The 21,282-nt window shown below is 56.0% G+C and carries 18 protein-coding genes; 6 read left to right on the forward strand and 12 right to left on the reverse strand.

Annotated features, from left to right (window positions below; genetic code table 11):
• The first annotated feature begins 25 nt into the window (after window positions 1–25).
• Both WC562_08930 and rimO read left to right on the forward strand, forming a co-directional pair.
• Entirely contained in the window at window positions 26–1,057 is a 1,032-nt protein-coding gene (locus WC562_08930) for a hypothetical protein (GenBank protein ID MFA5056269.1), read from the forward strand.
• An 18-nt stretch (window positions 1,058–1,075) separates the two neighbouring features.
• Window positions 1,076–2,410, forward strand: a complete 1,335-nt coding sequence (gene rimO / locus WC562_08935) for a 30S ribosomal protein S12 methylthiotransferase RimO (GenBank protein MFA5056270.1) — start codon at window positions 1,076–1,078, stop codon at window positions 2,408–2,410.
• Between the two features lie 106 nt (window positions 2,411–2,516).
• Here rimO and WC562_08940 read toward each other — a convergent pair whose 3' ends face one another.
• A complete protein-coding gene (locus WC562_08940) occupies window positions 2,517–5,522 on the reverse strand; it encodes a hypothetical protein (GenBank protein ID MFA5056271.1) in 3,006 nt (1,001 codons plus the stop codon).
• 289 nt (window positions 5,523–5,811) lie between these two features.
• Here WC562_08940 and uvrB point away from each other — a divergent pair, with 289 nt between their 5' ends.
• The 3 genes from uvrB to WC562_08955 are packed head-to-tail and all read left to right on the forward strand — an operon-like array spanning window position 5,812 to window position 8,452.
• The gene (gene uvrB / locus WC562_08945) at window positions 5,812–7,779 is read left to right on the forward strand and encodes an excinuclease ABC subunit UvrB (GenBank protein MFA5056272.1); all 1,968 of its coding nucleotides are present in this window, start codon (window positions 5,812–5,814) and stop codon (window positions 7,777–7,779) included.
• On the forward strand, window positions 7,776–8,282 hold the full coding sequence (locus tag WC562_08950) for a YkgJ family cysteine cluster protein (protein ID MFA5056273.1): 507 nt from the start codon (window positions 7,776–7,778) through the stop codon (window positions 8,280–8,282). Before uvrB ends, WC562_08950 begins: the two co-directional genes overlap by 4 nt.
• Before the next feature lie 26 nt (window positions 8,283–8,308).
• On the forward strand, window positions 8,309–8,452 hold the full coding sequence (locus WC562_08955) for a hypothetical protein (GenBank protein MFA5056274.1): 144 nt from the start codon (window positions 8,309–8,311) through the stop codon (window positions 8,450–8,452).
• 7 nt (window positions 8,453–8,459) lie between these two features.
• On the opposite strand, the gene WC562_08960 is transcribed toward WC562_08955, so the two are convergent.
• Genes WC562_08960 through WC562_08975 form a run of 4 tightly spaced genes read right to left on the reverse strand, consistent with a single transcriptional unit; the run spans window position 8,460 to window position 14,053 of the window.
• A complete protein-coding gene (locus WC562_08960; protein MFA5056275.1) occupies window positions 8,460–10,313 on the reverse strand; it encodes an acetyl-CoA carboxylase carboxyltransferase subunit alpha/beta in 1,854 nt (617 codons plus the stop codon).
• Complete coding sequence (locus WC562_08965; GenBank protein MFA5056276.1) at window positions 10,310–12,589, reverse strand: DNA translocase FtsK; 2,280 nt, start codon at window positions 12,587–12,589, stop codon at window positions 10,310–10,312. Before WC562_08965 ends, WC562_08960 begins: the two co-directional genes overlap by 4 nt.
• A 10-nt stretch (window positions 12,590–12,599) precedes the next feature.
• Window positions 12,600–13,271: a uracil-DNA glycosylase gene (locus WC562_08970; protein MFA5056277.1), complete on the reverse strand. Its 672-nt coding sequence runs from the start codon at window positions 13,269–13,271 to the stop codon at window positions 12,600–12,602.
• On the reverse strand, window positions 13,268–14,053 hold the full coding sequence (locus WC562_08975; protein ID MFA5056278.1) for a sulfite exporter TauE/SafE family protein: 786 nt from the start codon (window positions 14,051–14,053) through the stop codon (window positions 13,268–13,270). Before WC562_08975 ends, WC562_08970 begins: the two co-directional genes overlap by 4 nt.
• A 480-nt stretch (window positions 14,054–14,533) precedes the next feature.
• On the opposite strand from WC562_08975, the gene WC562_08980 reads away from it, so the two are divergent.
• Complete coding sequence (locus tag WC562_08980) at window positions 14,534–14,980, forward strand: PsbP-related protein (protein ID MFA5056279.1); 447 nt, start codon at window positions 14,534–14,536, stop codon at window positions 14,978–14,980.
• A 164-nt stretch (window positions 14,981–15,144) separates the two neighbouring features.
• Here the strand turns inward: WC562_08980 and WC562_08985 are convergent, their stop codons facing one another.
• The 7 genes from WC562_08985 to WC562_09015 all read right to left on the reverse strand — a co-directional run bounded on the left by WC562_08985 (window position 15,145) and on the right by WC562_09015 (window position 21,138).
• A complete protein-coding gene (locus WC562_08985; GenBank protein MFA5056280.1) occupies window positions 15,145–15,375 on the reverse strand; it encodes a phosphopantetheine-binding protein in 231 nt (76 codons plus the stop codon).
• A gap of 78 nt (window positions 15,376–15,453) precedes the next feature.
• Window positions 15,454–16,476, reverse strand: a complete 1,023-nt coding sequence (gene plsX, locus WC562_08990) for a phosphate acyltransferase PlsX (GenBank protein MFA5056281.1) — start codon at window positions 16,474–16,476, stop codon at window positions 15,454–15,456.
• Window positions 16,477–16,649: 173 nt separating this feature from the next.
• Window positions 16,650–17,714 carry an acyl-CoA dehydratase activase gene (locus WC562_08995; GenBank protein ID MFA5056282.1) on the reverse strand — a complete coding sequence of 355 codons (1,065 nt, stop codon included), beginning with the start codon at window positions 17,712–17,714 and terminating at the stop codon, window positions 16,650–16,652.
• Window positions 17,711–18,505, reverse strand: coding sequence for an acyl-CoA dehydratase activase (locus WC562_09000; protein MFA5056283.1), 795 nt, complete (start codon window positions 18,503–18,505; stop codon window positions 17,711–17,713). The genes WC562_08995 and WC562_09000 overlap by 4 nt, the downstream gene beginning before the upstream one ends.
• Before the next feature lie 64 nt (window positions 18,506–18,569).
• A complete protein-coding gene (locus WC562_09005) occupies window positions 18,570–19,493 on the reverse strand; it encodes a hypothetical protein (GenBank protein MFA5056284.1) in 924 nt (307 codons plus the stop codon).
• Between the two features lie 92 nt (window positions 19,494–19,585).
• Window positions 19,586–19,876: a hypothetical protein gene (locus WC562_09010; protein MFA5056285.1), complete on the reverse strand. Its 291-nt coding sequence runs from the start codon at window positions 19,874–19,876 to the stop codon at window positions 19,586–19,588.
• Window positions 19,876–21,138, reverse strand: coding sequence for a 2-hydroxyacyl-CoA dehydratase family protein (locus tag WC562_09015; GenBank protein MFA5056286.1), 1,263 nt, complete (start codon window positions 21,136–21,138; stop codon window positions 19,876–19,878). The genes WC562_09010 and WC562_09015 overlap by 1 nt, the downstream gene beginning before the upstream one ends.
• Window positions 21,139–21,282 lie beyond the last annotated feature (144 nt).

Raw genomic sequence — 21,282 nt, forward strand, 5'->3', positions numbered from 1 at the left:
GGCCATTAATATCAAGAGGAGCAGGATGAAGTTAGCTATACCGGTGATAATCTTAATACTGGCGGTATCGCTTACCTCGACCGTCTCATGCGCGCTACTACCAAATTCAACGTCGACATCGGAACCCGTTCAGATAATCGCGGAGCCTACCTATTCGCCGGACACGATCAACAGGCAATACGAATGGAGCTACGATAAACAGACCTGGCAGTGGACACTGGCGATACCGCAGAGCCTATACGACTACTACGCGGAAAGGCCGCGTGCCACGACCCAGGACTATTCGATTTACGTTACACACCCGGCCGACGACGATTACATTGACACGCTTGTCGATAAAATAGAAGAGGTTGCCGCCAGTGCGGGGTACGACGCTTGGGAGACCGTTAACTTCGCCGTGTCCTTCGTGCAGGGCCTGCCATATGCTACGGACGACGTAACCACTGCCTATGACGAGTATCCGCGCTACCCAATCGAGACGCTCGCCGATAACGGCAGTGACTGCGAGGATACCTCAATACTGATGGCGGCCATCCTTCACCATATGGGTTACGGGACCGTGCTCATATCTCTGCCGAATCATATGGCCGTGGGCGTCCTCGGCGGTGAGGGGGTTTCGGGAACCTACTGGCCTCGCAGCGACGGGAACTATTACTACCTTGAGACCACCGGCTCCGGCTGGGAGATAGGAGAGCTGCCGCCGGAATACGAGGGGCTAAATGCCAATAACATTTATGACATCGCACCGGTGCCTATACTCTCCCAGGACTGGAGCGCACAAAGTTCATCGTTCGGCAAAACGAGTCTCACTATAACGATAGAGAACCTCGGCACTGCCGCGGCCACTGACGTTTACATATACGCGGCCTTCGACGCGGGCAGCGGCATGGTCTGGAACGCCGAGGAGAGCGATCTCTTCGACCTCGGGATCGACCAGAGCGTCACCATCACCATGCAGTTGAACACGCCTAAAGCCGAATATACGAGGTTAATAGTGCAGATAGTGGACAACGGCTATGCCGTGGATACGAGCTATTCCGAATGGTTCGACACGTAGAATGAAGCGTCGACAATTATGCCGCGAAAAGCATTTCACATAGTCTCGCTCGGCTGCGCCAAAAATACCGTCGACTCGGAATCGATGGCACAGCTTCTGGTCCGCGCCGGGCATAAACGCGTCGGGCAGCCGGGGCGGGCCGGAATCATCATCGTCAACACCTGCGGATTCATCGGCCCGGCAAAAGAAGAATCTATCAACACGTTGTGCGGCCTGGCCTCGAAAAAGCGCGACGGCCAGCTGCTCATCGCGGCGGGCTGTCTGACACAGCGCTACGGCGAGGAGGTGGCTAAGCAGGTGCCCGGCGTCGACGGCATACTCGGCACGCGGCGCTGGATGGACATCGTCCAGGTAGTAGATCGACTGAGAGAGAGAGGCTCCATCGAACCCGTATGCCACCTGCCGGCAACTGCGACGATTGGCCGTGACGAGCGCGATACGGTTCGTGCAAGCGCCTCCGGCGGCAGCGCTTATCTCAAGATAGCGGACGGCTGCCGCAGGCCGTGCTCCTTCTGCGCCATCCCCCTCATCAAGGGGCCGCCCGTAAGCCGTCCGATAGATGCGATACTGAACGACGCCCGCATCCTGCGCGACAGGGGCGTGCGCGAGCTGGTTCTGATCGCACAGGACACCACCGATTACGGACACGACCTCGGTATGAAGGACGGTTTGACTGTATTGTTGGAGAAACTAATCGACGCCGTTCCCGATATCGACTGGATCCGCATCATGTACGCATACCCCGGCCGTATCAGCGATCGCCTCATCGATATCATGGCCGGGCGCAAACAGATTCTGCCATATATCGATCTGCCGCTGCAGCACGCCGACCCGAGGACGTTGCGGCGTATGAAGCGGCCATCTAATATCGACAATGTGCGCAAGACACTCGCCAGGATGAGAGAAGCGATGCCGGGGCTGGCGGTACGCACGACGTTTCTTGTCGGATACCCCGGAGAGACTGAGGAAGAGTTCCGTACGCTACTCGACTTTGTACGGGAGATGCGCTTCGACCGACTCGGAGCCTTCAAGTTCTCCTTTGAGCCGGGCACCCCCGCCGAGTCACTGGGAGACCCCATACCGGAAGAGGTTAAGACGGAGCGCCTGGATAGGCTGATGTCGCTGCAGCAGGACATGTCCTTGCAGGTAAACCGGACATTCGTGGGACGGACGCTCGATGTGCTGGTGGAGGGCTGTGATAACGGCATCACCGTGGGCCGATCCTACCGCGACGCGCCCGAGGTCGACGGGCTGGTTATTACCGAAGGGGAGGCGGATACTGGACAGATGGTACGAGTCAAAATCACAGACGCAATGCCCTACGACCTGAGAGGAAAATTCACCCGTAATTGAACAACAGTGAAAGTTGCGCCTGTTAAAAAAGAAGCCCCCAGTTCATCGGGGGCTCTTCATACGCCACATCAAAATTGATGTATTAAATCATTTTGGAAAGTCGCTGTCAGCCGCTTCTGGAATGTACTATCAAAACTATTATAGCCAGCATCAGGATAGACCCCAGCGCAATGATAACCCATACCCATATCGGCAAGCCTTCGTTCTCTGTCACGACCGTAGAACCGGTGGTGAATGAGAGCGAATCGCTCCACGGGGAATTGGTTATGTCGTTGACCCCACGCACCTTCCAGCAGTAGTTCGTATTCTTAGCCAGGTCAAACGTCACTTGGTATGCCGTTTCGTTGACTGCGTTGTCCCCGTAAAGATTAAGTACAGGATTACTCCAATCACAATTCTTGGTCAATATCAGCTCGTAACCGGTAGCGGCCACGGAACTGCTCCACTGCAGAAGCGGCCTGAGGCTAACACCCTCGCTGCCGGGTTCAGGACTGAGCAATACGGGCATGGAGAGCGCCGGTCCCAGGGGAGTGATAAAACTCCATGGCTCAGACCACTGGCTCATATATGGGTCGATAACACGCACCCTCCAGTAATATTTCGTCCCCAGCCACGGATATACCATCTTGAGCAGTCCCGTACTCTCGTGAGTTCCGCCGTCGTAATAGCTGTCATCAACGGGACTGATAAAGTCCTCATCGAAAGCGAGCTGCACCTCATATGTCTTCGCTCCCTCGATCTCCTTCCACTCGAGCCTTACCATAGCCCTGCCCAGGAATACCTCGTCTTCCAAGATGATGCCAGACTCGGAGCCATCCTCCGGCGCCAGCAGCTTCATCCTGACCATCTCATCGCTGGTGATCCACAGCTGTGTATATGACGCGCCGCCTATGGCAAACAGGAAGGTGGGATTGGGAATCAGCTTCAGCCCGCGTAAAACCGAATCGCCGACCTCTAACCCATTGTTAATATCCTGAAATTCAGGTGCGCTCTTCGTCGTTGTTGGATCTACGGAGCGCAATCCGATACCGGTGCTTGAACTTATCGCATATAGGATCCCGTCCTGCTCTTCACAAACTATCGAGGATATATCTACACCATCCTTAATCCGCTCCCATTCCGCCTCATCATCGCTTTGATCGAAACGCCAGATACCCTGGGTGGCAGCGCCGCCCTGTATTCCTACGTAGACATAGTTCCTGTCATAGGGGTCCGGCGCCACGTGCACTATATCCGGGGTTGCGCCCGGGGTATCCGGCCCCACCCTTTCAAAAGCGAGACTAGAGCCAGCCTTGTAAACCCCGCCGTTATTGGTTCCAGCGTATATCTCCCCATCCTCCATAAGAACAAGATCAATAATCATATCGGTCGTCGGAATGTCGCTGTCAGAAGAAGTTGCCCAGGTTACACCAGCATCGGTGCTTCCCCACACACCACCACTGGCATCACCGGCATAATAAATTTCTTCACTCTCTATCACAAAAGCAGTCACCGGCTGCGAAGTATAGCGAGTAGCCCCAAAAGTAACGCAGCCGTCAAAGGACGGCACTATACCTGTGTTGTTACTCTCAGCCAAGACAAGTATGTTTCCGACAAGCCTCACTGTATCGAAGACACATGTTGCAGGAGTCCCGGTCAGTGTCGAGCAATAAACGCGCTCCCACGTCCTGCCCTCAGTCTGCGTACGCCAAAGACTGGCGTCACTGGCATTTAATGTAGTAATATATATTGTTCCATCCGCAAAATATCCTTCGGATGGACTCATATCGGTTATTTCACCTATAACTACATCTACAAGACCACGCTGATTCCAAGATGAAAACCCCCCGCCCGTACCTGAAGCACTGGCACTAGAAACAGCACTCTGGCTGCCGAACGTACCCACATATGCTACGGAAGACGTCATGACCGCTGTGGCTCTATCTTCTCCTGTTGGCTGTTTACAAGATAAATAATCAGATTGAGAGGGAGACCAAGTCGCTCCACCATCAGGACTTACATAGGTAATAAACTGCCCGGGAGGTGACGGTATGGCAGCCGGATCCGCAGCCTCAGTCCCCGCAATAATAACTACACTCGCACCGCTACCAGATACGGCCATGCTCCATATATTGGTTTCGGTAGGTATCGTATTAGTAGGAGGATTTTCGTAACCCCTTACCTGGCAATCAGCAACTGTAGGTATCGCCGGCCAACCCGCCCATTGAATACTGAAGACGTCTCCTCGCGGTCCGACTGCGGACAAACCCACAAAAACCCTAATGCTGCTACTGCCACTCGCCGCTATATAATCGCTGGGAAAACCGATGCTGGCCCTGTATGATACAAAATCAAGACCGTCCTGATCCTTGAAAGTCGCATCTCTAACAGCAGCATCCCAGGCTGCGATGCCGAGTTTGGTGCGCACCCGCGTCTGCGAAGCATCCGTAACTACCGCAATAATCGCGCTGTCCGACGCATAACTTGGAGACAATCCCACCGCCAGAACATCATACGCACCAATGGTCTGGACGTTCCATACAGCCATATCGAGGATGTACACGTCCCCACCCAATGCGCCATCCGACGTTCCCACCGCGACAACAACATTACCGTTCTCCCGCCCCAAGGCTAAAGACGTGATAACGGCAGCGCCGCCTGTCCCGGGAACTTCTGCCAGATTGTCAAAAGAAGTGCCGCGATCTTCAGAATAGTAAGCATTCTTTTCTGTGGCAGCAAATATCGTGCTGTCTGTATTCCAAGAAGGAGAGAGCACCACAGCCACTATGTCACTGGTGTCGGCTATTGCGGCCATGGCACCGGCAAGTCCCGTTTCCTGCCAGCCAAACCCGCCATTCGTAGATTTCATAAGAGCCCAGTCGGTCAAGACAAGCTCATTTTGTACGGCAGCGAAAACAGTAGAGCCATCCGGGGAGACCGCCATGGGGCCGATATCATAACCGGGATACAGTTGCATATCATCTTCATCCGGGATGGATATCTGGGTCCACTTGAGAGAGCTAGTTGCGGCATAAGAAGAGTTTGCGTCAGAGACGATGCCGGAGGCAATTAAACATACTACTAACGACAGAGCCGCGAATAAACCTAAGGCCTTCATTCTTCTATCTTTCATACCCGCCTCTTACAAACGCAATTCACACTTTCTACCACATCATAGCAGAATTTGTCAAGGCTTGCTAATATAATTTTCAAAAAATGCGACTAAATCACAGGAATTGTATTATATACCGACCGCAGATATAAACTCAATACGCGTATATTAGATATTCGAGGATTTGATTTCGTTACTTCTACGTGCTATCGAATAAATGCGTTGGACAAATACCATCATAACGACTTAAACTGTAATCGGTCGAATTTATTGAATTTGATCTCTTCTATGGAACGTTCGAGCTGCGAGAATGCCGGATTTCAGAATAGTATCAGACTTCAAGCCCACAGGGGACCAGCCTCAGGCTATAGAGAAGCTGGCCGACGGACTCGCGCGCGGACTCAAGCACCAGACGTTGCTCGGTGTCACCGGCAGCGGCAAGACATTCACCATGGCCAACATCATCGAGCGGGTGCAGCGCCCCACACTAATCATGTCACATAACAAAACCCTGGCCGCGCAACTCGCTAGCGAACTTAGGGAGTTCTTCCCGGATAACGCCGTGGAATACTTCGTCAGCTACTATGATTACTACCAGCCAGAGGCCTACGTCCCGCAGACCGACACGTATATAGAAAAAGAGACCGACATCAACGAGGAGATCGACAAGCTGCGCCACGCCTCGACCAGGGCGCTTTTGAGCCGGCGCGATGTCGTCATCGTAGCCTCCGTGTCCTGCATCTACGGCCTGGGCTCGCCGGAGGAATACAAAAGCTTTGTGCTGAGCTTGAAGAAAGGGCAAACGATAAAGCCGGAGACGGTATCCCGCAAGCTGGTCGCCATGCAGTACGAGCGCAACGATATCGACTTCACCAGAGGCCGCTTCCGCCTGCGCGGCGATACGCTGGAGGTGCAGCCGGCCTACGAGGAGCTGGCGGTACGGGTGGAGTTCTTCGGCGATACCATCGAGCGATTGGTTGAGGTGGACCCGCTGACCGGCGAACTGCTGGCCGAGCGCGAAGAAGTCGATATCTACCCCGCCAAGCACTTCGTTCTATCCCCGGACAAGATGAATGCGGCGATGGACGATATTCGCGCGGAGCTGAAGGAGCGGCTGGCCGGGCTAAAGGAGCAGGGCAAGTTCCTGGAAGCGGCCAGGCTGGAATCCAGGACAAACTACGACCTCGAGATGATGGGCGAGGTCGGCTACTGCACCGGTATAGAGAATTACTCGCGGCACCTGCTGCGGCGGGCGCCGGGCAGCCCGCCATGGACTCTGATCGACTACTTTCCCAACGATTATCTGCTCATTATCGACGAGTCGCACATGACACTGCCGCAGATACGCGGCATGTATCACGGCGACAGGTCGCGCAAGCAGACGCTCGTCGACTACGGGTTCCGCCTCCCCTCGGCGCTGGACAACCGCCCTCTGAACTTCGAGGAGTTCGAGGAACACGTTAATCAGGTTATATACGCCTCCGCAACGCCGGGGCCGTACGAATACGAGCACAGCCGGCGTATCGCCGAGCAACTGATAAGGCCCACCGGCCTGCTGGAGCCGTCGATAGAGGTCAAGCCGACGAAAAATCAAATCGACGACCTGATGGAGCAGATAAGGATTCGCGTCAAGCGCGGGGAGCGCTGCCTGGTGACTACCATGACCAAGCGCATGGCCGAGCAGCTTGCGGAATACCTGAAGGAGATGGGGATAAAGACGCACTACCTGCACTCGGAGATCGATACGCTGGAACGAATCGACATCCTGCGCGACCTGCGGCTTGGAATTTACGACGTGGTTGTCGGAATCAATCTTTTACGGGAAGGGCTCGACCTGCCCGAGGTCAGCCTGGTGGCGATACTGGATGCCGATAACGAAGGCTTTTTACGGTCGCGCGACTCGCTGATACAGACCATGGGCCGCGCCGCGCGCCATATCGAAGGCAACGTCATCATGTACGCGGACACAATCACCGGATCCATGCAGGCGGCCATGGACGAGGTGCAGCGCAGGAGAACGCTTCAGGTTGCGTACAACGAGGCCAACGGCATCACGCCGCAGGGCATCAAGAAAGCGATCAAGGATATCAGCGACCGCATCGCCGCCGTAGCCGAGACCCGCGCCCCTTACCAGGTCAGCGCGCTCCCCAAAGACGAGCAGCTCCGCCTGATCAAAGACCTGGAATCGCAGATGAAACAGGCGGCAAAGAACCTCGAATTCGAGAAGGCGGCGCTGCTAAGGGACCGTATCATCGAGATGCGGAGGGCCATGGAATGAGTCTCGTAGAAATCGATTTGTACTCCATGACAGAAGCAAAAGCTGAATCCTTCATAAACGAAATGAGGGAAAAAAGCTTGGCGTTAGTAACATTTTTACCATTTTCTGAAAAAGGTATGCAAATATTTCGAAAACACTTCATGTGTCTAAGATGTGGCCAATGCTGCAATGGTATTATACTGCACGAGAAGGGGATAGCTATTACCTCAAGGGAATTAAATAGGTTGAAGCGATATCGAAAAGCTAAAGTTCTTAGACAAATGTTATTAACTAGGAATGACGGTACTCTTGCATTGAAACTACCTTGCCCGTTCTATAATGAGCACAAGAAGCCTACTTGCACAATTTACGAAGATCGCCCTTCTATTTGCAAAACATACCCTCTGGACGAGCCTGTGCCTATAGGGCCAGAAGAGCGTCTCTGCATAACTGTAGATCCTTATTGTCCAGCAGCATGTAATCTCTTTAAAGACGTAGTCTCCATGTTAAGAAGTCATCTTTGATAATATCAATAAAAGGTTCACAAGTAATGAGCGACAATATAGAGACCAGACAGGAGCGCCGCGAGAAAAAACTGAGGAAGAAGCGGGAACGGATGCCGCAGCACGGCAGGACGCTGGGTAAAGTTTACCGCGACGCAGTGCTAAAACGGCTGCGGAAAAAAGCGGAATGAATCGATTCTATTTGCTCTCGGGCGGCTCTTTATGCTTTCCTTCTTCGTCAGGCGATTGAGCCCCTTCCTTTAGTTCACCGCCATCCGAACGAGAAGCCCTGCGCTCCTTGAGCTCATCCACCTTCAGTGAAATATACTCGGAAAGCTGTGCCCTCTCCTTGGAGAAAGCAACCCTCAACCGCGAGTTATATCTTCCCATGCCGCGATACTTTTCATACCTGTTCTTGGTCAGCCGGCTCCAGAAAGTCCCCTGCAACTGAACCATCTCGTTCAATATGTATTTCTTCAGTTGGCGCGCCGCCTCATCGGGCGAGACGTGAGCCCCACCCTTGGGTTCCGGCACAATCACATCAATCACGCCGAGGTCAGAGCAGTCCTTCGCCGTCAGCTTCAGTGCCGTGGCGACCTCCTCCGCCTTGCTGGAATCCCGGTAGAGAAGGCTGGCGGCCCTCTCCGGCGGTATCACCGAAAAGATGGCGTTCTCCAGCATCAGTATGCGGTCGGCGACACCGAAGGCCAGCGCGCCGTCGCTGCCGCCCTCACCTATGATCACGGCCACTATAGGCACGGGCAGATCCGACATCTGGGCCAGGCACTGTGCAATGGCGTTGCCCACCCCCCGTTCCTCGGAGTTCAGGCCGGGGTAGGCGCCCGGGGTATCGATAAATGTCACCACGGGCAGCATGAACTTGGCCGCCAGTTTCATGGCTCGCTGCGCCTTGCGGAAGCCCTCAGGATATATCCAGCCCTTCTTGCCCATGTCCCCGTGTCCGCGCTCCTGAGCGATAACAACGACGGTTCCGCCGCCGATATCCGCCAGCCCGCAGACCACCGACTCGTCATCGCCGAAGCAGCGGTCCCCGTGCAACTCGATGAAGCTGGAACATATCCTGCCGATGTAATCCAGCGACGTGGGCCGGTCCTCGTGCCTGGCAAGCTGGACGCTCTTCCACGCCGATTCCCTGTGCGTCTTTATCGGCGGATATGGCCCGAACCTTCTCTTGATCGATATTCGATACTGAGATAAAAGCTGGTCCAGCAGCACGGCCAGCAGCTCGCGCAGCCTTGGGCGTTCCACGATCAGGTCGATCAACCCGTGTTTCAGATGAGCTTCAGCCGTATGCGTATCGGGAGGCAGTGTTCCTCCCTCCATCTCCGCCACCAGCCTCATGGGAGCGAAGCCTATGAGCGCCCCGGGTTCGGCAACGATGATATCGGCCAGATTGGCGAAGCTGGAATAAACCTCGCCAGTGGTGGGATTGGTGAGAACCGATATAAAGGGCAGGTTCGTATCGATGAACTGTTTGGCCGCAGCCGCCGTCTTGGCCATCTGCATCAGCGCCAGCACGCCCTCCTGCACTCGCGCGCCTCCACTCGACACTACGGCCACAAGCGGCAGCCGTTTCTTAAGGGCATGCTCAAAGGCCAGCGCCACCTTCTCGCCCACCACACAACCCATGCCTCCGCCCAGGAAGCTGAAGTCCAGCACCACCATAACAGTCCAGGTGCCCTCTATCTGGCACACACCGGTGACCACGGCCTCGGGCAAGCCGGTCCTCTTCTGCGCCTCGAAGACGCGCTTCTTATACGACGTCTCGCCCGAGAAGGACAGCGGATCGAGCGAGGCCAGCGACCTGTTCATCTCGATAAAGCTCTCATTGTCCGCTATGAGCGCGATACGGTCGTAGGCCGATATCTGATAGTGGTAGCCGCACTCGGGACATATTCGGAAGCGCTCGAACGTGTCGTTCGATAGAAGGTTCCCGCCGCAGTACAGGCAGGTGTTCATCTTATCGAAGGCGCCGTGCTCTAGACGCTCCGGCCGCCGCGGCAGAATCTTATCGAAGAAGCCCTTCATCATATCGCATCGCCCTCCGCGGCATCTTGCTTCTTAACATCCGTTTGTTTCTTAATATCCTGTTTCATCAGCACCTGACGCGATTTCCCCGGCTCGCCGGGGGCCACAATGCCCTTCTCCTCAAGCAGATCCATTATCTTGGCGGCGCGCGGGTAGCCCACGCCCAGCCGTCTCTGCAAGAATGATGTTGATATGTTGTTCAGCCCAGCCGTTAAACCTATGGCCTGCTGCAGTAAGGCGTCCTCCGGGACCCTGTCGCCGGCGGCCGCTTGGGTATCCAGATCCGGCAGCAGCTGCACGCCGGCCTCCCTGGGGTGCTGGCCTATCCAGAAGCTGACGAGCTTTTCGATCTCGGCCTCCGATACGTATGTGCCCTGAAGCCGCCTCGGCTTGGGCGCATCGGGCGGCAGGAACAGCATGTCGCCGCGTCCCAGCAGCTTCTCCGCGCCTACGGTGTCGAGGATGGTGCGCGAATCGATCTGCGAGGCCACGGCAAAGCTGATGCGCGCCGGGAAATTGGCCTTGATCAATCCAGTCACGACATCGACCGAGGGGCGCTGCGTGGCTACTATTAGATGGATGCCGGTGGCCCGCGCCAGCTGCGCCAGACGGCACAGCATGCGTTCCGTGTCATCGGGCGCTGTCATCATAAGCTCGGCCAGCTCGTCGATGAAGAGCATCAGATACGCCAGCGGCTTATCGACACGCGGGCTCTTGTTGTAGGACTCTATATCCCTGGCTCCGACCGCGGCCAGCCTCTTGTAGCGATCATCCATCTCACGCACCAGCCATCTAAGGCTGGCCACAGCCTTCTCGTGATCGACTATCACCGGGGTCAGCAGGTGCGGCACATTATTGAAGGACACCAGCTCCACCCGCTTCGGATCCACCATGATGAAGCGCACCTCCTCGGGGCTGTCATACATCAATATCGTAGCGATGATGGATTTCATGCAGATGCTCTTGCCGCTGTTGGTGGCGCCGGCTATCAGCAGGTGCGGCATCTTGGTTAGGTCCGCAACGATGCTCTCCCCGGACATGCCTTTGCCCAGTGCCAGCGGCAGTTTTGTCTTGGCCTTTACCTTCTGGAAAGTGCCCGTCTCTATTATGCTCCTCAGCGCCACCGTGGATGCCGTGGGGTTCGGCACCTCGATGCCGACCATGGCCTTGCCCGGTATCGGCGCCTCTATCTTAAGGGAAGGCGACTCCAGCGCCAGCGCCAGGTCGTTGGCCAGCGAGGCGATGCGCTCGACCTTGACCCTGGTCTTGGAGACCTCTTTCTGTCGAATAGTGATATTGCCGTCCTTGTCCTTTTCCTTTATCTCCTTGAACTTGCGGTCCCACCCCGGCTCCACGCCGTACTGCGTCACAGCCGGGCCCACGTTGGACTCAACCACCTTGGCCTCAACGCCGTAGCTGGCCAGCGCCTCCTCTATGATGCGCGCCCCGCGCTCGGTGTCCACCGCCGGCTTCTGCGCCTCGGGCTCCCGCTCGAGCAGCGTCAGGGATGGAAGCTGCCACCTGCTCTCCTCCCCTCCCGCACGCACCGCCGGCTCGACAATATTAACTGCTTCGGTCTTGTCTTCGACCGGGGCCGGAATTTTCTTCTCTTTCTTCGCGGGCTTCTCTTTCGGCTGTACGACTTCAGTCTCCTGCACGCCGATATCGGTACGAACCGCCGTGACCTGTATCGGCTTGGGTTTACGCTCTATGGGATGCTCTTTGACATAGATGAACGGCCGGCACAGAGCGCGCCACAGATAGCTGTGGAGAGGATAACGCTTATAGATTTTCGCGATCGAGCGGGCTAGGTACACGACCAGAGCCCAGCACCTTCTCGGCCATATAAGTATTATGCCGAGAAATATGAGCCCGAGAACGATGAGGAACCCGACGATGAACGAATCGGTGATAATGACGTCGCCCAGCTTCCCGCCCATATCGAAGAACGCCAGTATGCCGAAGACGGCAAAGACCATAGAGATGATGCCGAGCCAGACGTTGATGTCATGCAGGAAGGCGGGAACGTGCATCTTCTCGAACAATTGGCGGATCCAGCGACGGAAAAGGAACCACATAACGGCGAGGATGAAGATGCCCAGCGGGATGAGCCCGTATCCGAATGTATCGACGAACGGGCTTCGCGCCGGCTTGTAGAAACAGAACAGCAGCACCGCCGCCGCAACCAGTACGGTCAGGACTATCACAACATAGAAAACGGCGCTGCGGCCCGTCCCCTGCCGATGCTTCGTCGACCCTTTGTCCTTCGCTTCTCCCATAACAAAATCTCTAGAACATCGATAGCTGTTTGGGCTCCGTCTGTTCCGACTTCTCTCCCTTTGCGACCTTCTCGATATTCTCCGTTTTCTTTTCTGTCTTCTCTTTCTGCGGCAACGGCTGCTCTCCGGCCGACCCGCCATCCGCCAGCAACGCCGGAAGCTTAAGCATATCCTCCATCATGACCCTGCGCAAGCTTCCCTGATGCAGGGCCGCCGCCGGATGGTACATGGCGAAATAGGTAACTCCGTCGCCCTGACGAGAGGTGCCGTGGATCCTGCTTATTGTAGCGCCCGGGAAAAACCTGGCCATGGAATGCCGTCCCAGTGTTACGATCACCTTCGGTTTAATGACCTCGATCTGCCGGTCGAGCCACTTGCGGCAAGACTCGATCTCGTCGGGCAGGGGGTCGCGGTTGCTCGGGGGGCGGCATTTAACGACGTTGGCGATATAGACCTCGCTTCTCTTCAATCCGATAGATTGCAGCAGCTCGTCCAGGAACTGCCCCGCCGGCCCCACAAAAGGCCGCCCCTGCTGGTCCTCGTGCCACCCGGGCGCCTCCCCGATAAACATGATATCGGCATCCTCGCGCCCCTCGCCGGGCACGGCGCGCTTGCGCTGCTTGCACAGCCTGCAGGCATCGCACTTTGCGATCTTTCCATTCAACTCGGTAAAACTGCTCACGACGCAAAACCTCCGGCACGCCAGTCTCTAAACACGGCCAGTACGCCCGTAATGATTATTATAACGCCAACCATGTCCCTCAGTATATTGGCATCTATCCTGTCCGCGAGAAAGCTGCCCAGCAGTCCGTAACACACGGCGCTGGGAGCAACATACATCGCGATATCGTTCCTGACCGTCTTCTGCTTTAGATGCGTGAAGGCACCAAAGAACGCTATGACCGCTATAGCCGCCAGCGATATCCCCTGCGCCGAATGCTGGTCCAGCCCCATCAGAAGCACCATCACCGGTATCAGCACCACGCCGCCGCCCACCCCCATTAGCCCTGACAGGAATCCGGCCACAAGGCCGCCGAGTATAAACCCGAAATACGCCGCTACGCCCAGGTCACGCTCTACAAGGGTCTCGGCCACCGTAGGGTGGGTTACAACCATGACGAATCCCACACAGATTATGAACAGCCCGAACAACCACTGCAGGCGCCTCTCCGGAACGCGCTTCATCAGCCTGGCCCCCAGCACAGCGCCCACGACACCGCCGGCGGCCAGCGCCATAAAAACATCCCACTGGATGTGGCCGTTCACGCCGTACATCACGGCGCTGGCCAGAGCCATAGGGAAAATCACGGCAAGAGATGTGCCATGGGCTTCATATTGAGGGACATACAGCACGGCGACGAGCAGGGGCACCAGGAAGACTCCCCCTCCGATGCCGGTGAGCCCTGCCAGAGTACCCACCGCCGCGCCGACTAGAATGCATGCCAGGGCTTTCTCTTTGGACATTAGTCTCGCCTTTGGATATTCACGGATGATAGCATACGAGTATATTCAAGTCAATCGAACTACAAAAAGTTTACAAACGACGCTGCCTAGCCATGACACGCTTGACAAATACTTGCCCTCAGTATTAGAGTATTACAACCTTTGTAAAAGGCGCGACCCGACAATAAGGATTGCGCCTGCAGTGTTAATATATAGGAGGACTGGTATGTCGCGGACAACGATGATGATTGTTGGAGCCTGCATCCTTATTGTGATTGTCGTGCTAGCATTGCGGTTTACTATCTGGGCTGATTAATAATTCGTCAAACTCCGCATGGGAAATTCTAGCAACGGCGCTTTGTCCGCGTCTTGTTCTTCAGCGCCATGTGTTAAATACCCAGTCAGATGTTGGGCTTGGCATACCCTATCGCCGGCATCTAAAGTGTTCCCGTTACGCATGTTTCGAATCGATACACACAGTACTCATTACAAGGGGGATTTATGAAATTGTCACAAATAGCTGCGGTTGTGTTGATAGGCATAGTGGCTGTGTTCGCTGCCGCATGCGGTTCGTCGGGAACGCCAACGACCGGATTTACAACTTATACCGATAGTATCAACGGCTTCTCTATATCCGTACCCGACGGTTGGGAACCGAATGAGGACGCATCGGGAGTCTTCTTCATCTCTCCCACGACATGCGCGGAGTGGTATCCTTTCGGCGCCGTGACGGCTTCTTATGAAGAAGGGTACACCAGCGCTGAGATATATTTCACCGAAGTCATTGAACCGATGATCGCAATCTTTAATGAATACAACCTCGTTTCCAAACAGAACCTTACTATAGACGGCATACCTGCGTTAAGAGTGATATATACCTATGTGGGCGATTACGGAGAGTCTGTGCAGGAAACGTTCTGTGTTCTTATCAGCCAGCAAACAGCGTAGCTGATTGTCGGTTCATGCGACGTTACATGCTGGAATACATATCAGGGCACATTTAATACCATGGCGAACAGCTTCAATCTTCTATATTAGTAGCTTATAGGCCTCGAAGCTACTGAGGGAATATTGTGAGGCTACCTCGATTAAAGTGGCATCGAGGATGAAACTTATTTCCCCGCCTTCTCGATGTACTGCACAAAGTCGCCTATGGTAACAAAATTCCTCATGGCGTCCACATCAACCTCGACGTTGAATGCGCCCTCCACGGCGATGATTATCTGAACCCAGTGGAGTGAATCGGCCTTAATATCTTTTAAAGGCGTGTTCAATGCTATATCGCCCTCCGTGCCGTGCGTAACCTTAGCGATCATCTTCTTTAACTGGTCTAATGTGGACATGCATCCTCCTCGGATTCAAGAAAAGGGCGAGACGACCTCGCCCCTACACGCTACTCACTACACGCTATTATCTAAAAATCACTGACGGTTAACAAGCCCCTGTATGCGCTCCAGCTCGGCTCTCAGCTTGCCGACGAAGTCGCTCTCAAGCGTCTGCCTGGCCTGCTTCATAGTGCCCACGATCTGAGCCGCGTCCGCCGCCCCGTGCGCCACGCAGGCTACCCCGCCCACCCCCCACATCGGGCCGCCCCCCATGGCCGTAGCCGGGCTCAGCAGCTTATAGAGCTTATCGTTGGTGGTCTTCAATATGCCGCCGTCGACGCTGTCCTTGAGCTCTTTCTCCAGCCAAGCGGTCGCGGTGCGCCCGATGCCCTCGCAGAACTTGATCAGAATATTGCCGACGAAGCCGTCGCAGACGACGACGTTGGCCTTGCCCAGCGGTATGTCCATGCCCTCCACGTTGCCGATGAAATTGAGGCCGCTCTGCTTCAGCAGCGGATAGGCCGCCTTGGTCATCTCATTGCCCTTGCCCTCCTCGGCGCCCACGTTGAGCAGCCCGACGGTGGGGTTCTCGATGCCCATGAAGCTGCGGCAATAGACGGCTCCGGCCACGGCGAAGTTGACCATGTGATAGGGCTGCGCGCCGACGACAGCGCCCATGTCCAGCAGGACGGTCCCGGGCGCCAGCCCCAGGAAGGCTCCACCGATCATGGGGCGGTCCAGGCCGGGCAGCACGCCCAGGTGCTGCATGGCGGCCACCATACACGCGCCGGTATTGCCCGCGCTGACCATGACATCGGCCTCGCCGTCCTTGACCAGCTTCGCGGCGATGGAGATGGAGTTGTTGGGCTTTTTGAAGACCTCGTAGGCCGCTTCCTGACCATCTTTGATGACATCAGTAGCCTCGACGATGCGACAGGTGATGCCGTCGACGTTGTGTTTAGCGACCTCGCGCTCGATATCGGAGACGGTGCCAGTCAGGATGACCTCGGCATCGAACTCGCGCGCGCCCATTATCGCACCCTTCACTATCTCGGCCGGGGCGAAGTCGCCGCCCATGGCATCTATCGCGACTCTCAGCTTCTTCGGGGTATTGGTCATCAAAAGCCTCCTCTGCCTGATTCCCCTTGGTCCCCCTTTAGAAAAGGGGGATTCAGGGGGATTTTTGTAGGGGCGACCCTCGTGGTCGCCCTCCAGAGGGCAGGTACAAGACCTGCCCCTACAAAATAAATCTCGACACCCTTCCACCGTACGGTCACGGCGCGCCGTGCCCCCTACCAGCTAACCTTTATCGCATCGTGCTTGCAGACATCGCGACAATTGCTGCCCTTCGCGGCGCAGGACACGATGCCGGGACACACGTATGACAGCTTCTTGCGCAGATTCTCTTTGACCGCGGCGTACGGACCTCGGCCGTCCTCGCTAATCATGGTCAAAACGCGACCTGGGCAAGCCTCCACGCAAAGCCCGCAGCCGTCGCATTTTGCTGTGTCGACCGTAATGAAATATTCTCCCGTGCCGTCCGAGTACCCGTACTGTATCTCGACGCCGCCGGCAATGACACCTTTCAGCCGTTCCTCGGCGTAAAGCGCGGCGCCCAGCGCACCCGCGAGCTGCGGGTCCGGGCACAGCAGCGGCTCCATGCCGACCTTCTCCGTCAATTTAGCGACCATCCCCTTGTTCTTGGCAATGCCGCCCGTGATGCTAAAATCCGCTTGTATGCCGACGCGCTTCAGCAACCCCAGGCTTCTCTGCGCGATAGCGTCGTTCAGTCCGGCCAGTATGTCGCCCTTCTCCGCGCCCTTTCTGCGATAGGCCAGGGCCTCGGTCTTGGCGAAAACGGCGCATATCGTATTGAAAGGAACTGGATTTCTAGCCTGAGTGGCCAGCGCGCCGCTCTCCGACAGCGGAACGCCCAGGACTTCCGCGATCATCTCGAGAAACCGGCCCGTTCCACCGGCGCACTTGTCGTTCATGACGAACTTGGTGACACGCCCCTGCCCGTCCACGCTGATGGCCTTGCAGTCCTGCCCGCCCATATCCAGCACGGTGCGCACCGAGGGGAAATAAAAGTTGATGCCGCGCGCGTGGCAGCTTATCTCTGACACATTTTCTTTCGCGAACGGCACGAGCACGCGCCCGTAGCCGGTAGCGACGATGTAATCGATATTTTCGACATTCAGCCCCGTGCCTTCCAGCAGATTCGACATCGTCGTGGTCGATGTCATCACGCTGTCGGGAAGCGTATCGCCGATGGTGGAAGAGACGATCTGCCCATCCTTGAGCAGCACCGCCTTGGCCGCGCGCGAGCCGATATCGATGCCGGCGACTATGGTCATGCCGCGGCCCCCTTATCGACATTTTCTTTTGCGATTATGGCCGCGCCCAGCGCAGCTACAATCTGGGGTGACTCCGGCACGAAGACCTTGAATCCCATGTCCTGCTCCAGTATGTTGATGAATCCTTTGTTCATGGCCACCCCGCCCACCACGGCCACCCTCTGCTCGATGCCGACGCGCTTGCACATGGCCATGACGCGGCTGGACATTGAGGCGAAAATACCGGCGACGATGTCCGGCATGGGCGTAGGCGGCACGCGGTGCACGTTCGATATCACTTCCGACTCGGCGAAGACGGCGCAGGTGTTGGATATCTCCGCCCGCGCCTTGGCCTGGAACGATATCTCCGACATCTCCTCAAGCGACATCCTCATTATCTTTGACATCTGCTGTAAAAATATCCCCGTCCCCGAGGCGCACTTGTCCTGGTTCTCCCACGCGCTGAGCTTTCCCTTGGCATTCAATTTGAGCGCCGCGCTGCTCTCCCCGCCAACATCAATGACGGTGCGAATCGAGGGGTTGAGGTGATGGACGCCGCGGGCGATGCAGGTGTTTATCGCCTTGTGCTGCGGGCTGAACTTTACCGACTTGCCCCCCATGCCCGTCGCAACGATATGCCAGCCGTTCGTCAAGTCGACGATATTTCCGTTCGACGCCAGCCGAACCGCCTCCCGCGCGCTCTGCTCCGCGTCGTCACCCGTCTCGGCAACGCCAAAAGCGAAGCCGCCGTCATCATTAAGAACGACGGCCTTGGTGGTCAAACTGCCGACATCAATACCTAAGTAATTCATGAGCTATATTCTAACCCAGCGGAATCCTGATGAGAAGACAGCGGCGGGGAAGCAGCTGTCATTTTCAATCGCTTATCAATTGAACCGCGGCATAGATTATCCCGTCTATCGCCAGGAAGGCCACGGCCAGGGCTATGATGATCACAAGGGGAGAGCGTTTCCTTCCGCCGGCGTCTGCAGCTTCCTCCGTCGATTCCATCTGCTTGAATTCATCATCCACAAGCTCAGGCTCTTGCGGCCGCCGCGGTTTAGCGGGTGCGGCCTTCGGCGCTTTCTTCCTCACAGGCTCCGGCGCTACTTTTTTCCTAGCGGAGACGCCTTTTGCAGGCACCGTTTCCCGCCGCGAAACTGGCTGTTTCCTTTCAACAGTATGAGCTTTTTGTTCCTCTGTTATTCGCCGGGCAGGCCTCTCAGACACAGCCTTCGACGCAGAGCTATCGTCGCCCCAATCGTCACCCCATGACGAATCAGAAGCATCTCTTCTTCTCATGGAACGACCGGACCCATGAGCCGACCCGCGCTCGCCCTTTGCGGGATTACTGATGGCGCGTACGGCCCCGGCGTCAGGGGAAACCCCCTCCCCCTGCCGCCGCGCCCTGTATTCCGCGGCCTCGGCGGATCCCGGCCATCTGGTCTTGGAAAATTCGCCTTTCCTGGTTCCTGCCGCTAAATTAAGCGTCTTTTTACGTTGAGACGGAGTAGACGCGGCCCTTGATGTGTAGTCACCCTTGTTCCAGATATTTGTCGGGGGTTCATCAGCCAGAACCATGCCTTTGGTAGCATGCTCATCCCTCTGCCGCCGCATGTCCTCCATCCGGGGTCTTCCCATAGACCTTCCCCCGCCTATCTCGGTGTACACGCTGCCCTCGATGGGAACCATGCCTTTGCACTTGGGGTAATTAATGCAGACGTAGTACTTGATATCGCTTATTTTTGACGTACGCAAGGTTGTTCTGCTGCCGCACTCGGGACACCTGATAACGCCCATTTTCTAATACCTCAATACCGTGCGATATCGAAAAATATTGTTTGTTTAATATACTCTAATTCTCATCTATCCTCAAGCATCTCGAAGGACTGCTATTTCGATTGCGAGTCGACGGCCTTATTAAGCTTGCTTTGTCGTCTATCCTCGTTGTCTCCTACCCAGAAAAGGATTCCTCCTGTCATAGATACCAAAAAGAAGACAACCATAAATAACAAGATAATATATGTGCCAATGTATATTTCAGCGTCGGAATTGCGATGTCCACAAAAAAACCAAATAAGGCACAAGATAAAACCGAATACGCCTACAATCATAAGAATCACGCCGACTGTTTTCTTCCGATTTCGTGTCGGCTCGACTGGGCTCTCCTCTTCGTCCGCCATTATCTGTCCTCCAGCATCTCGAAGAACTGCTCCATCTTGGCACGCACCTCGGCCTCGGAGGTGACTGTGGGATCCACCACGTCGCAATCGATGGTCACGACAGGGATATCGATCTCCTCCAGCAGGTCTTTGAACAGCTTTATCGTGGCGCAGGTGTGCCTGCAACCCACGTCGGCCCAGTAGACCGCCCCGTCGACTTTATACTCCTCGGCGCATTGTTTGATGCTGCCTATGGCCCGGTTATCGAGCGGGCCGTACATGCGCATCTCCGGTATCATAAAGGACTTCTTGGCCACTGCCTCCAGCGGCTTAGACGGGTCGAGCTTACCCTCGCCCCAGAAGGTGAAGAACGGCTCGGTCACGCTGACCGCCCCGTGCTCAACGGCGATGCGGTCCAGGAAGCCCATGAGGTACATCGGGGGCAGGAAGAACGTCATCAGGCGGAATTTCTCCTTGTCGACGGCGCCCTTGCCCTGCTCAACCATTTCTGCCAGCTCATCGCGCAGCGTCTCCAGGTATTCAATGGCCTCGGGTTGGCCGGGGAAAAGATAGTCGATAGTAAGCAGCTGCAGGAAACCCAGCGGCGAGAACGGAGTGGGAACGGCCTTCCTCATCTCGTTTATCTCACGTATGAGCTCTATCTGCAGGTCCATACGGGCCACGATCTCCGCCAGCCGGTCCCAGTGCATGCGCCTGCCCGATTTGTATTCCAGGAACGATACCATGTCGTGCAGCTCCCCCGCCAGGTACTGCAGCTCCCCCTCGCTCTCCTTGAACGGGTGGTCGATGAAGAACCCCGGCGCGCCCGTTATCTTCATGATTAGCTCGCCGGCCTTGGCCGTGTTGTCGCAGACCAGGCTGGACCAGAGCATGACGTCCGGCCACGGTATCGATTTGTTGGCGAAGGCGCCGGCCAGCCCACGATGTGGCGTGCATATCTCGGAGGCCAGACCCAGCTCAGCGCCGGACGAGAGAATGTCCGAATTCTCGCCGGTAAAGAGCGCCATCATCCAGGTAGTAACCTCTGTGTGCATCGGCACGTAGTCCATGGCGTAGATGAGCTCGGTGGGAAAGAACACCGTGTGCGCCGCGATGAGCCTTCCGCCGTCGTGCGCGTCGAGCAGGCGGCGGTAATAGGTCTCGAGCATCTTATAATACAGGGTGTCGCTCTTGCGCGCATCGGGCTTGGCCTGGTTCATGCGCAGCATGAGCCTGCAGGCCCTGATTATGGATTCGATTTTTTTATTGCTTTCAGTGCTCACAGTTTAAATCAACCCCCTGACCCCCATTCTTGGGGGAATTTTAAAAAGGGATAGGGGACACCCCTAAAACCCCGTCCCCGATTCATCGGGGTACCTCTCTCAAGAGTCTGTCATTGCGAGGAGCCGTTGGCGACGCGGCAATCT

This window comes from Dehalococcoidia bacterium (assembly GCA_041649635.1).
In the GTDB taxonomy this organism is placed as follows: Bacteria; Chloroflexota; Dehalococcoidia; order E44-bin15; family E44-bin15; genus JAYEHL01.